Genomic DNA, 12,347 nt, shown 5'->3' with positions numbered 1-12,347 from the left:
GGAAGGCCGTTACGCGTTGCTCGCGGCCACCCAGCGGTCGAGGGCGCGCTTGGCGGCGCCCGAGTCGATCGCCTCGGCGGCCCGGTCCATGCCGGCCCGGAGCTGCTCGGCGAGCGGCGCCTCGCCGGGCTCCAGGGCGACCAGGGCCGCCGCCGAGTTCAGCAGCACCGCGTCCCGTACCGGGCCCGTCTCGCCGGCCAGCAGGCGGCGGGCGACGTCGGCGTTGTAGGAGGCGTCGGCGCCGCGCAGCGCCTCGACCGGCACCAGTTCGAGGCCGACGTCCCGCGGGTCGAAGGTCTCCTCGGTGACCCGGCCGTCCCGCACGATCCAGACCCGGGAGGTGGCGGTCGTGGTCAGCTCGTCGAGGCCGTCGTCGCCGCGGAACACCAGGGACGAGTGGCCGCGCTCGGCGAAGACACCGGCGATGATCGGTGCCATCCGGGCGTGGGCGACCCCGACCGCCTGGGACTTCACCCTGGCCGGGTTGGTCAGCGGGCCCAGGAAGTTGAACACCGTGCGGATGCCCAGCTGGCCGCGCGCCGACGCCACGTGGCGCAGCGACGGGTGGAACTTCACGGCGAAGCAGAAGGTGATGCCGGCCTCCTCGGCGACCTCCGCGACCCGTTTCGGCGTGAGCTCCAGGTTGACCCCGAGCTTCTCCAGGACGTCGGAGGCCCCGGAAGCCGAGGAGGCGGCCCGGTTGCCGTGCTTGACGACCTTGGCGCCCGTGCCGGCCACGACGATCGCCGACATGGTGGAGATGTTGACCGTCTTGGCGCCGTCGCCGCCCGTGCCGACGATGTCGACGGTCTCCCCCGGCACCTCGATCACGTTGGCGTGGGCGTACATGGTGCGGACCAGGCCGGAGATCTCCTCGACGGTCTCGCCCTTGAACCTCAGGCCCACCGCGAAGCCGGCGATCTGGGCGTCGGTCGCCTCGCCGCGCATGATCACGTCCAGCGCCCAGGCCGTGTCGTCCGCGGACAGGTCGCGGCCGTCCAGCAGTCCGTTCAGCAGGGCGGGCCAGGAGCGGCCCGCCGCGGTGTCGCCTCCAGCGGGAGTCACAGCGCTCATGAGCCGCTCCTGAATCGTGTGTGTCGTGGAAAGGGAGTGTGGTCCCACCCTATCCAGCCCCGGGCACGGCGAAGGGCCCCGTCCGAGGAACGGACGGGGCCCTTCGCCGTGGTGTGGCGACGCTGGAGGGTCAGTGGTGGCCGTGGCCGCTCGTGATCTCCTTGTACTCCTCGACGGTCGGCTTCGGAATCTGCGACTCCTCGCCGTAGTAGGCCTCGCTGAGCTTGGCGCGGAGCTTCTCGGTGGTCTTCACCTTGCGCTCGACGCCGTTCTCGTCGACCGTCGGGCCGATCTCGGCCGGCTTGTACTGCTCGTGCGCCGTGAGCGTGTGCAGCTGCTCCTGGCTGAGCGGCTCGTGCACCTCGATGAACTCACCGTGCGGCAGGCGCTTGATGATGCCGGACTCGCGGCCGTGCAGCACCTTCTCCTTGTCCCGGCGCTGGAGGCCGAGGCAGATCCGCTTGGTGACGACGAACGCGATGACCGGTCCGACGAAGAACCCGATCCGCACGAACCACGTGACCGCGTTGATCGACAGGTGGAAGTGGGTGGCGACGATGTCGTTGCCGCCGCCGATCAGCATGATCATGTAGGCGGTGACCCAGGCCACACCGAACGCCGTCCGGGTCGGGGCGTTGCGCGGCCGGTCCAGGATGTGGTGCTCGCGCTTGTCCCCGGTCACCCAGGACTCGATGAACGGGTACACCGCGATCAACGCGAGGAAGATCCCGAAGATCACGAGCGGGATGAAGACGCCCAGGACCAGCGTGTGACCCCAGAAGTTGATCTCCCAGCCCGGCATGGCGCGGACCAGGCCCTCGGCGAAGCCCATGTACCAGTCGGGCTGGGCGCCGGTGGAGACCATGTCCGGCCGGTAGGGGCCGATGGACCAGATCGGGTTGACCGACGCGATGCCGGCGATGGCCGCGATGACACCGAAGACCAGGAAGAAGAAGCCTCCGGCCTTGGCCATGTACACCGGCAGCAGCGGCATGCCGACGACGTTCTTGTTGGTCTTGCCGGGACCCGCGAACTGCGTGTGCTTGTGGTAGAAGACCAGGATCAGGTGGCCGACCACGAGCCCGAGCATGATGCCCGGCAGCAGCAGGATGTGGATCGAGTAGAACCGGGCGACGAAGTCGGTCCCGGGGAACTCCCCGCCGAACAGGAACATCGAGATGTACGTACCGACGATCGGCACGGACAGGATCGCGCCCTGCGTGAAGCGGACACCGGTGCCGGAGAGCAGGTCGTCCGGGAGCGAGTAGCCGGTGAAACCGGTGAACATGCCCAGGACGAACAGCAGGAAGCCGAACAGCCAGTTGATCTCGCGCGGCTTGCGGAACGCGCCGGTGAAGAAGACGCGCATCATGTGCACGAACATGCCGGCGAGGAAGATGATCGCCGCCCAGTGGTGGATCTGCCGGATCAGCAGACCGCCGCGCACCTCGAAGCTGATGTCGAGCGTCGACTTGTACGCCTCGCTCATCAGCTGTCCCTGCATCGGGACGTACGCGCCGTGGTACTCCACCTCGTTCATCGACGGGTGGAAGAACAGCGTCAGGTACACACCCGTGAGGATGATGATGATGAAGCTGTAGAGGCAGATCTCACCGAGCATGAAGGACCAGTGGTCCGGGAAGATCTTGCGCATGTTGGCCTTGGCCAGGGAGTAGATCCCGAGCCGGCCGTCGGCCCAGTCGGCGACACGTTCGCCGGCCGGGGCCTTTCCGCGCGATCGGCCCGCCGTGGCGCCGGCGGACGGGTTCGGGTTGCTCGCTGCAGTACTCATCCGCGCTCCCAGAATGCAGGACCGACGGGCTCCTCGAAGTCGCTGAGCGCTTCGAGATAGCCCTCGTCGTTCACGCCGATCCGCAGCTGCGGCAGGGGGTGGCCGGCGGGACCGAAGATCACCCGGGCACCGTCGGCAAGGTCGAAGGTGGACTGGTGGCACGGGCACAGCGCGTGGTGCGTCTGCTGCTCGTACAGGGAGATCGGGCACCCGACGTGGGTGCAGATCTTCGAGTACGCCACGACGCCCTCGTGCGACCACTCGAGCTCGCGCTTGTCCTTGATGGCCTCCGGCTCCAGCCGGATGATCATCAGGGCGGCCTTGGCGATCTCGTTCTGGAAACCGTGGTCGTGCTCCTCCAGGCCCTCGGGCTTGGCGAAGGTGAGGGAACCGACCGCGATGTCCGACGGGCGCATCGGCTCGTTGGTGTTCATGTTGACGAGCAGCTTGCCCTTGGACCACAGCGTGTGGCGGAGCTTCGTCCCGGGCAGCGGGCCGAGGTCGCGCAGCAGGACGACGCCGGAGAGCGGCACCAGCGTCAGTGCCCCGAACATCGTGTTGCGGATCAGCTTGCGCCGGCCGATCACCGACTCCTTGGCACCCTGCTTGAAGTCCGCGTGGACCTTCGCGCGGACCTCGGGCGAGGCCTCGATCGGGTGCCGCTCGTCGGCGACCTCCTCGTCGGACATCAGGGTGCGCGCCCAGTGGACGGCGCCCGCGCCGATGGCGAACAGCGCCACGCCCAGGGTCAGGCCCAGCGCGAGGTTCATCGCGTTGATGTGCCCGAGCGGCCAGACGTAGATCGACTTGTCGTGCGGGATCGCCACGAACGAGGCGATGAAGCCGATGGTGGCCAGCATCGACAGCGTGAACAGCAGGGCGACCGTGCGCTCGGACCGCTTGGCGGCCCGCTCGTCGATGTCCTGGATCCGGTGCTCGTGGGGCGGCAGCCCCGGGTCCGCGAACGGGTGCTTCTCGTCCGCGGGCTTCGGCGCGCCGTGCGCGCCGCCCTGCTCGGCCGGCAGGTTCTCTTCTGGGATGTCTTGGCTACTCATGACTTCTTGGCCTTTGCGGTCCGGGCGGCGACCCACACGGCGACGGCGATGCAGCCGCCGAGGCCGAAGATCCAGCCGAAGAGGCCCTCACTGACGGGCCCGAGGCCGCCCAGCGAGAGGCCGCCGGGGTCCACGGTCTCGTCCGAGTTGACCGCGTGCAGGTAGGCGATGATGTCCTTCTTGTTCTGCTCGGTCAGCGTGCTGTCCGGGAAGGAAGGCATGTTCTGCGGGCCGGTCTGCATGGCCTCGTAGATGTGCTTCGGGTCGACGTCCTCGAGGGTCGGCGCGTACTTGCCGTGCGTCAGCGCGCCGCCCTTGCCGGTGAAGTTGTGGCACTGCGCGCAGTTGTTGCGGAACAGCTCACCGCCCTTGGCGCTGTCCGCGCCCTCCGGGCCGTACTTCTCCTGCGACGGGACCGCCGGACCGGCACCCAGCGAGGCGACGTAGGCCGCCAGCTGGTCGATCTCCGCCTGGGAGTAGATCACCTTCTTGCGCGGAACCTGGGCGCCGGGCTGCTGGGCCGGCATACGGCCGGTGCCCACCTGGAAGTCGACGGCGGCGGCGCCGACTCCGACCAGGCTCGGACCGTCGGTGGTGCCCTGACCTCCGGTGCCGTGGCAACTGGCACAGCCGACGGCGTAGAGCTTCTTGCCCTCGTCGATGGCGAGGGACTGGGCGGTTTCATCGGCCTGCGCCTTGCTCGCGGGTGCGAACGCGGCGTACAGCCCCCCTGTGCATGCCAGCGCGAGGAGTAGGACGACGAGCGCCGCCAGCGGATGGCGTCGTCGTGCGGAGAGCTTTTTCACGGATTACCCCGGTGTCAGGATTTTCTGCGTCGATGCTTCGGGTATTGCGCGGGTGCGTGCCGCGACTACTTGATCATGTAGATCGTGGCGAAGAGGCCGATCCAGACGACATCGACGAAGTGCCAGTAGTAGGACACGACGATGGCGGCGGTCGCCTGCTCGTGGGTGAACCTCCGGGCCGCGTAGGTGCGGCCGAGGACCAGCAGGAAGGCGATGAGTCCGCCCGTCACGTGCAGTCCGTGGAAGCCGGTGGTCAGGTAGAACACCGAGCCGTACGGGTCCGACGAGAGCGAGAGGCCCTCGTGCTTGACCAGTTCGGTGTACTCGAACACCTGACCGCCGATGAAGATCGCACCCATCACGAAGGTGACGATGAACCACATCCGGAGCTTCTTCACGTCACCGCGCTCGGCCGCGAACACGCCGAGCTGGCAGGTGAGGGAGGAGAGCACCAGGATCGTGGTGTTCGTCGCGGAGAACGGGAAGTTCAACGCGTCGGCCTTCTCGGACCAGAAGTCCGGGCCGGTCACCGATCGCAGGGTGAAGTACATCGCGAAGAGGGCCGCGAAGAACATCAGCTCGGAACTCAACCAGATGATGGTTCCGACGCTGGTGAGGTTCGGCCGGTTGACCGACGGGTGCGCGTGCCCGGTTTCTACTGTCGTTGCTGTCGCCACGACCGACATTATGTCGGTCGCTTATCCCGCCCTCACCCCGGGGGGTGCCGTTCGGAGTGTCCGCACCGTCTGTACTGCCCGTATGGCCCATCGAAGGGCCCCTCGAAGCCGTGTCCGAACCAGTGTTGACGAGGTGTCCGAGGGAGTAGCATCCGGCGCGACGGGCTACGACTGTTTCACTGCGTATCGGAGGAAGCATGCAGCCGACCGCCACGGTGCTGGTCTACAGCGACGACTCCAACACCCGCGAACAGGTGCGGCTGGCGACCGGCCGCCGGCCCGCTCCGGACGTGCCCGTCGTCGAGTTCGTGGAGTGCGCCACCCCGGCCGCCGCGATCAGGGAGCTGGACAAGGGCGGGATCGACGTCTGCGTCCTGGACGGCGAGGCGGTGCCCATGGGGGGCATGGGCCTGTGCCGTCAGATCAAGGACGAGATCTTCCGGTGTCCGCCGGTGCTGCTGCTCATCGCGCGCCCGCAGGACGCGTGGCTGGCGACGTGGAGCCGCGCGGAGGCGGCTGTGACGCTGCCGGTGGAGCCGGTGGAGTTCGCGGGCGCGCTGGCCGCGCTGCTGCGGCAGAAGAGGCTGCAGGGCGTCTGAGGGCACCTGGGGCGCCCCTCGGGGCGCCTACACCGCCGTCGGTCGCAGCCTCGCCGCCTCCTGGGCGTCCGTGGCGTTCGGGTTGCCACCCGTAAGGGCGCTGCCCGTACGCCATTCGGTCCAGTCCAGGTTCCAGTCGCCGAAGCCGTTGCCGAAGGGTTCCATCGTCTCGCCGGCGGAGTTGACGACCTCGACGAGGTCGCCCTTCTGGACGGTGTCGAAGAACCACTCCGCGCCGGCGGTGCTCATGCCCACGCAGCCGTGGCTGACGTTGGCGGAGCCCTGGGAGCCGACGGACCAGGGGGCGGCGTGCACGTACTCGCCGCTCCAGGTGACCCGGGTGGCGAAGTACACGGGCAGGTCGTACGACTCCGAGGAGCCCTCGGCGATGCCGACGGTGCTGCTGCGCATGCGTACGAAGGGTTCCTTGCCCAGGACCACCTTGACGCCGTTGCGGGTCTCGAAGCCGGGCTTGCCGGCGGTGACGGGGATCTGCCTGATCTCCTCGCCGTCCCGGTACACCGTCAGCGTGTGCGCGGCGGCGTCGGTGACGGCCACGACGTGGTCGTCCGTGGTGATGGTGAGGGGCTTCGCGGTGCCGCCCCACATCCGGTCGCCGACCTTGATGCCGTCGAGGGTGCTGCTGACCTGGACGGTGGCGTGGGCGGGCCAGTACTCCTCGGGCCGGTAGTGGAGCTTCTTGTCGTCCACCCAGTGCCAGGCGCCCTCCACGGCGGGCGTGGACCGCACCTTCAGGGCGCGTTCCACTATGGCCCGCTGGGCCGGGTCCGCGACCGGTTGGCTCAGTTCCGCGGTGACGGGCTGCCCGACGCCGTACGAGCCCGCCTCGGGTCCGAAGGAGATGTCCAGGGTCTTCTTGGTGGTGGGCCGGCCGGTCTCGAAGGTGAGGACCTTGCGGCCGGGCGCGCCGTCGCCGTCCTCGGTGCTGACCCGCACCGTGTAGCGGGCGCCCGCGGCCAGCGGGGAGGTGCTGTGCCAGCGGGCTCCGTCGGCGGAGAGTTCGCCCGCGACGTGGCGGCCCGCCGCGTCCATGGCCGTGACGTCCGTGATGCGCCCGTCGGCGCCCTCGGCGACGACCTCCAGGGGCTGGTCCGGGTCGGCCTTCTTCCCGGCCTCCGTGGGGCCGTTGAAGGAGATCTGGCCGGCCGCGTCGTACGGCGCGGCGGACAGCGGGTTGTCGTCGCCGCCGGTGCAGGCGGTGACGCCCGCGCCGAGGGCGATCACCAGCAGGGTGCAGCCGACGACCGTACGCCCCCGCGCCTGGAAGTGAACCGTGTTGCTCATGTCCTCACGCTAGGGAGCGACGTCAACGGCGGCACGGCGGGTAAGCCGGACGAGTGAGGACGGTGCGGCAGACGAAGGGGCCCGGACGCTCCTTGCGGAGTGTCCGGGCCCCTCGGCGCTCGGCGCGTGCTACTGGGTGCGGTTCTCACCGCGGTAGTACTCGAAGACCCAGCCGAACAGGCCGATCAGCAGGATCGGTGCCGAGAAGTACACGAGCCACCAGCCGACCGCGATGCCCAGGAAGGCGAACGCTCCGCCGATCCCGAGCGCCAGCGGCTGCCAGCTGTGCGGGCTGAAGAACCCGACCTCGCCGGCGTCGTCCGCGACGTCCGCTTCCTTGTCGTCCTGGGCACCCGCGTCGACCCGCCTGGCCGTGAAGGCCAGGTAGAAGCCGATCATGATGGCCAGGCCGAAGGCCAGGAAGAGGGCCGTGGTGCCGGCCGGCTCCTTCGACCAGTAGCCGTAGACGATCGCGACGGCCAGGATGAAGACGCTCAGCCAGATGAAGAGCTTGCCCTGGATCTTCACTTCCCGGCCTCCTTGCCGCCGGCGAGGGCCTTCTCCCCGTGACCGACGTTCTCGAGCTGGTCGAGCGCGGCGACCTCGGGGTGGTGCAGGTCGAAGGCGGGGGATTCACTGCGGATGCGCGGCAGCGTGAGGAAGTTGTGCCGCGGCGGCGGGCAGGAGGTCGCCCACTCCAGCGAACGGCCGTAGCCCCACGGGTCGTCCACGTTGACCGGCTTGCCGTACTTGGCCGTCTTCCAGATGTTGTAGAAGAACGGCAGCAGCGACATGCCGAGCAGGAACGAGCTGATCGTCGAGATCGTGTTCAGGGCGGTGAAGCCGTCGGCCGCCAGGTAGTCGGCGTACCGGCGCGGCATGCCCTCGGCGCCCAGCCAGTGCTGGACCAGGAAGGTGCCGTGGAAGCCGATGAACAGCGTCCAGAAGGTGATCTTGCCCAGGCGCTCGTCCAGCAGCTTGCCGGTGAACTTCGGCCACCAGAAGTGGAAGCCGGCGAACATCGCGAACACCACGGTGCCGAACACCACGTAGTGGAAGTGCGCCACCACGAAGTACGAGTCCGAGACGTGGAAGTCCAGCGGCGGCGAGGCCAGGATGACACCGGTCAGACCACCGAAGAGGAAGGTGATCAGGAAGCCGGTGGACCAGAGCATCGGTGTCTCGAAGGACAACGAGCCCTTCCACATGGTGCCGATCCAGTTGAAGAACTTCACACCGGTCGGGACCGCGATCAGGAAGGTCATGAAGGAGAAGAACGGCAACAGCACGCCGCCCGTGACGTACATGTGGTGGGCCCACACCGTCACCGACAGACCGGCGATCGCGATCGTCGCGGCGATCAGACCCATGTAGCCGAAGATCGGCTTGCGGGAGAAGACCGGGATGATCTCACTGACGATGCCGAAGAACGGCAACGCGATGATGTACACCTCTGGATGCCCGAAGAACCAGAACAGGTGTTGCCACAGCAACGCTCCGCCGTTGGCCGAGTCGAAGATGTGCGCACCGAACTTGCGGTCCGCCTCCAGGGCGAACAGGGCCGCGGCCAGCACCGGGAAGGCGAGCAGGACCAGCACACCGGTCAGCAGCACGTTCCAGGTGAAGATCGGCATGCGGAACATGGTCATGCCGGGCGCGCGCATGCAGATGATCGTGGTGATGAAGTTGACCGAGCCGAGGATGGTGCCGAAGCCGGAGAAGGCCAGGCCCATGATCCACAGGTCACCGCCGATGCCCGGCGAGTGCACCGCGTCGGACAGCGGGGAGTAGGCGAACCAGCCGAAGTCGGCCGCGCCCTGCGGGGTCAGGAAGCCGCCCACCGCGATGAGCGAGCCGAACAGGTACAGCCAGTAGGCGAACATGTTCAGCCGGGGGAAGGCCACGTCCGGCGCGCCGATCTGCAGCGGCATGATCCAGTTCGCGAAGCCGGAGAACAGCGGCGTCGCGAACATCAGCAGCATGATCGTGCCGTGCATCGTGAACGACTGGTTGAACTGCTCGTTCGACATGATCTGCAGGCCCGGACGGGCCAGCTCGGCGCGCATGAGCAGCGCCATCACGCCGCCGATCACGAAGAACGCGAACGACGTCACCAGATACAGCGTGCCGATCGTCTTGTGGTCGGTGGTCGTCAGCCACTTGACCACGATCTCGCCACGCCTCTGGCGCCGGACCGGCAGCTCGTCCTGGTAGTGGGACCCTGCTGCCGCGGCACCCTGGGGTTCGTTGAGGATGCTCACAGGTTGTTCGTCTCCCGGTTCTTCTCGTGGCTCGTCTGCGCGATGCCCGCGGGAACGTAACCGGTCTGCCCCTTCTTCGCGAGGTCCTGGAGGTGCTGCTCGTAGCGCTCCGGGGAGACGACCTTCACGTTGAACAGCATCCGGGAGTGGTCCACGCCGCACAGCTCGGCGCACTTGCCCATGAAGGTGCCCTCCCTGTTGGGGGTCACCTCGAAGGCGTTGGTGTGGCCCGGAATGACGTCCTGCTTCATGAGGAACGGCACCACCCAGAAGGAGTGGATGACGTCACGCGAGGTCAGGACGAAGCGGACCTTCTTGCCCTTGGGGAGCCAGAGGGTCGGACCCGGGTTGTTGTTCTGCGGGTTCCGCGTGCCCGGGACACCGCAGTCGTAGACGCCGCCGGCGTTCGCCGGGAAGTCGTCCTTGAACCGGTCCGGGATGGCGGCCAGTTCCTTGGAGGTCTTGGCGTCGCCGGTGGAACCTTCGACGTTCTCGACGTGGTTGAAGCACCAGCTCCACTGGAAGCCGACCACGTTGACCGTGACGTCGGGCTTCTTCTCCAGGCTCATGAGTTCGGACTCGTCACGGGCGGTGAAGTAGAACAGCACCGAGACGATGACGAGCGGAACGATGGTGTACAGCGCCTCGATGGGCAGGTTGTACCTGTTCTGCGGAGGAACCTCGACCTTGGTCCGGCTGCGCCGGTGGAAGAAGACACTCCACAGGATCAGGCCCCACACCAGCACGCCGGTGGCCAGCGCGGCAGCCCACGATCCCTGCCACAGGGAGAGGATCCGCGGAGCCTCTTCCGTGGTTGGGGTGGGCATGCCGAGGCGGGGGAAGTCCTCGTATGTGCAACCGGTGGCGGTCGCCAGGACCAGGCCCGCGGTCAGTGCCTGCAGCAGCTTCCGCCGCATCGGGCGCCGCGGCGAGCGGTCGGAGCCGTTGGGACTCACGTAGCGCCTTCCCGAGAGTCTCGCCCGCGCTGTTCGGCTGCGGCCTTCTCGCTGGTCGGTCGCCGCCCTGCGTCGGGCAGGGGTTTGATGTTTATGCGGACCAAACCCTAGCCGACGTCCTCCGGGGGGTCGCGGGGAGGGTGGCATACGCGCCGTCGGTCACTCCGAAGGGTGGGACGGGGCCCCCGCGGGGGCCGGTTCCGCAGGTCGCCGGGCGGCTGACGGTCCGTTGTGCTCGTTCGCGCCCACGCGGCCGAGCCGCATGCCGGCGCGGCCCCGCCCCTCCGGGGCGCTCCCCCGCCGGACGTCATAGCGTTGCGGTGTGTCCTACTTCGATGCCGCCTCCGCCGTTCCTCTCCACCCCGTAGCCCGGCAGGCTCTTCAGGCCTCGCTCGACGAAGGGTGGGCCGATCCCGCGCGGCTCTACCGGGAAGGCCGCCGGGCGCGGTTGCTGCTCGACGCGGCCCGGGAGGCGGCGGCCGAGGCGGTGGGGTGCCGGGCGGACGAGCTGGTGTTCACCCCTTCGGGGACGCGGGCGGTGCATGCGGGGATCGCGGGGGCGCTGGCCGGGCGGCGCCGCGTGGGACCCCACCTGATCGTGTCATCCGTCGAACACTCCTCCGTACTGCATGCGGCCGAAGCGCACGAGGCCGGCGGCGGGACGCTCACGCGGGTCGCCGTGGACCGGACGGGGGCGGTGGACCCGGCGGCGTACGCGGCCGCCCTGCGGGGCGACACCGCGCTGGCCTGCCTCCAGTCGGCCAACCACGAGGTGGGCACCGAGCAGCCGGTGGCGGAGGTGGCCGAGGTCTGCCGGGCGGCGGGCGTGCCGCTGCTGGTGGACGCGGCCCAGTCGCTGGGCTGGGGAAAGGTGGCGGGCGACTGGTCGTTGCTCGCGGGCAGCGCGCACAAGTGGGGCGGACCGTCGGGCGTCGGACTGCTCGTCGTGCGCAAGGGCGTGCGGTTCGCGCCGCAAGGGCCCGCGGACGAGCGGGAGTCGGGCCGGGCGCCCGGTTTCGAGAACCTCCCGGCCGTCGTGGCCGCGGCGGCCTCGCTCCGGGCGGTGCGGGCCGAGGCGGCCGAGGAGGCGGCCCGGCTGCGGGAACTGACGGAGCGGATCCGGGCGCGGGTGCCGGCTCTGGTGCCGGACGTGGAGGTGGTCGGCGACCCGGCGCGCCGGCTGCCCGGCGTCGTCACCTTCTCGTGTCTCTATGTCGACGGGGAGACCCTGCTGCACGAGCTGGACCGTGCGGGCTTCTCGGTCTCGTCCGGGTCGTCCTGCACGAGCAGCACCCTGATGCCGAGCCACGTCCTGAAGGCGATGGGGGTGCTCAGCGAGGGCAACGTCCGGGTGTCGCTGCCGCCGGGGACACCGGCCGGGGACGTCGAGCGGTTCCTGGAGGTACTGCCGGGCACGGTGGCCGCCGTGCGGGAGAGGCTGGGGGCGCCGTCCGCCTCCGGCACCGTCCGGGAGGGCGGCGGCGACCTCGTCGTGGACGCGGTCGGCCGGCGCTGCCCCGTCCCGGTGATCGAGCTGGCCAAGGTCATCGGCGACGTGCCCGTGGGGGGCACGGTCCGCGTCCTGTCCGACGACGAGGCGGCCCGTCTGGACATCCCGGCCTGGTGCGAGATGCGGGGGCAGGAGTACGTGGGCGAGGAACCGGCGGACACGGGTGCGGCCTACGTGGTCCGCCGGGTGAGCTGACGCCGGCCGGGGGCGCGGGGCCGGGGCGCGGGGCCGGGGCGCGGGGCCGGGGCGCGGGGCCGGGGCGCGGGGCCGGGGCGCGGGGCCGGGGCGCGGGGCCGGGGCGCGGGGCCGGGG

General features: G+C 69.3%; 11 protein-coding genes. 2 read left to right on the top strand and 9 right to left on the bottom strand.

The window, feature by feature from the left end; genetic code table 11:
• Nucleotides 1-9 precede the first annotated feature (9 nt).
• The 5 genes from trpD to ctaE form a co-directional block, all read right to left on the bottom strand.
• The gene (gene trpD, locus ACZ7G3_RS09880; RefSeq protein ID WP_426598431.1) at nucleotides 10-1,074 is read right to left on the bottom strand and encodes an anthranilate phosphoribosyltransferase; all 1,065 of its coding nucleotides are present in this window, start codon (nucleotides 1,072-1,074) and stop codon (nucleotides 10-12) included.
• 130 nt (nucleotides 1,075-1,204) lie between these two features.
• Nucleotides 1,205-2,866 (bottom strand): cytochrome bc1 complex cytochrome b subunit, encoded by a 1,662-nt coding sequence (gene qcrB / locus ACZ7G3_RS09875; protein ID WP_426526113.1) that lies wholly within the window; start codon nucleotides 2,864-2,866, stop codon nucleotides 1,205-1,207.
• The gene (gene qcrA, locus ACZ7G3_RS09870; RefSeq protein ID WP_426526115.1) at nucleotides 2,863-3,921 is read right to left on the bottom strand and encodes a cytochrome bc1 complex Rieske iron-sulfur subunit; all 1,059 of its coding nucleotides are present in this window, start codon (nucleotides 3,919-3,921) and stop codon (nucleotides 2,863-2,865) included. Before qcrA ends, qcrB begins: the two co-directional genes overlap by 4 nt.
• Complete coding sequence (gene qcrC / locus ACZ7G3_RS09865) at nucleotides 3,918-4,727, bottom strand: cytochrome bc1 complex diheme cytochrome c subunit (RefSeq protein WP_426526117.1); 810 nt, start codon at nucleotides 4,725-4,727, stop codon at nucleotides 3,918-3,920. The genes qcrA and qcrC overlap by 4 nt, the downstream gene beginning before the upstream one ends.
• 65 nt (nucleotides 4,728-4,792) lie before the next feature.
• On the bottom strand, nucleotides 4,793-5,413 hold the full coding sequence (gene ctaE / locus ACZ7G3_RS09860) for an aa3-type cytochrome oxidase subunit III (RefSeq protein ID WP_029393865.1): 621 nt from the start codon (nucleotides 5,411-5,413) through the stop codon (nucleotides 4,793-4,795).
• Between the two features lie 188 nt (nucleotides 5,414-5,601).
• Here ctaE and ACZ7G3_RS09855 point away from each other — a divergent pair, with 188 nt between their 5' ends.
• On the top strand, nucleotides 5,602-6,003 hold the full coding sequence (locus ACZ7G3_RS09855) for a response regulator (protein ID WP_470924564.1): 402 nt from the start codon (nucleotides 5,602-5,604) through the stop codon (nucleotides 6,001-6,003).
• A gap of 27 nt (nucleotides 6,004-6,030) precedes the next feature.
• Here ACZ7G3_RS09855 and ACZ7G3_RS09850 read toward each other — a convergent pair whose 3' ends face one another.
• From ACZ7G3_RS09850 to ctaC, 4 genes are all read right to left on the bottom strand, one after another.
• Entirely contained in the window at nucleotides 6,031-7,308 is a 1,278-nt protein-coding gene (locus ACZ7G3_RS09850) for a L,D-transpeptidase (protein ID WP_470924563.1), read from the bottom strand.
• A gap of 129 nt (nucleotides 7,309-7,437) precedes the next feature.
• A complete protein-coding gene (locus tag ACZ7G3_RS09845; RefSeq protein ID WP_470924561.1) occupies nucleotides 7,438-7,836 on the bottom strand; it encodes a cytochrome c oxidase subunit 4 in 399 nt (132 codons plus the stop codon).
• Nucleotides 7,833-9,569, bottom strand: a complete 1,737-nt coding sequence (ctaD, locus tag ACZ7G3_RS09840) for an aa3-type cytochrome oxidase subunit I (protein WP_426598435.1) — start codon at nucleotides 9,567-9,569, stop codon at nucleotides 7,833-7,835. Before ctaD ends, ACZ7G3_RS09845 begins: the two co-directional genes overlap by 4 nt.
• Nucleotides 9,566-10,525: an aa3-type cytochrome oxidase subunit II gene (gene ctaC / locus ACZ7G3_RS09835; RefSeq protein ID WP_426526128.1), complete on the bottom strand. Its 960-nt coding sequence runs from the start codon at nucleotides 10,523-10,525 to the stop codon at nucleotides 9,566-9,568. The genes ctaD and ctaC overlap by 4 nt, the downstream gene beginning before the upstream one ends.
• A 322-nt stretch (nucleotides 10,526-10,847) precedes the next feature.
• Between ctaC and ACZ7G3_RS09830 the strand changes: the two genes are divergently transcribed.
• A complete protein-coding gene (locus ACZ7G3_RS09830; RefSeq protein WP_470924559.1) occupies nucleotides 10,848-12,230 on the top strand; it encodes an aminotransferase class V-fold PLP-dependent enzyme in 1,383 nt (460 codons plus the stop codon).
• Nucleotides 12,231-12,347 lie beyond the last annotated feature (117 nt).

This window comes from Streptomyces sp. NPDC037271 (assembly GCF_055603605.1).
This window is presented reverse-complemented; position numbering and strand designations above follow the sequence as displayed.

Coding starts and splice junctions, on each gene's coding strand:
- ACZ7G3_RS09855 (WP_470924564.1), top strand. CDS start 5,602: ATGCAGCCGACCGCCACGGTGCTGGTCTACAGCGACGACTCCAACACC.
- qcrB (WP_426526113.1), bottom strand. CDS start 2,866: ATGAGTACTGCAGCGAGCAACCCGAACCCGTCCGCCGGCGCCACGGCG.
- ACZ7G3_RS09850 (WP_470924563.1), bottom strand. CDS start 7,308: ATGAGCAACACGGTTCACTTCCAGGCGCGGGGGCGTACGGTCGTCGGC.
- ctaE (WP_029393865.1), bottom strand. CDS start 5,413: ATGTCGGTCGTGGCGACAGCAACGACAGTAGAAACCGGGCACGCGCAC.
- qcrA (WP_426526115.1), bottom strand. CDS start 3,921: ATGAGTAGCCAAGACATCCCAGAAGAGAACCTGCCGGCCGAGCAGGGC.
- trpD (WP_426598431.1), bottom strand. CDS start 1,074: ATGAGCGCTGTGACTCCCGCTGGAGGCGACACCGCGGCGGGCCGCTCC.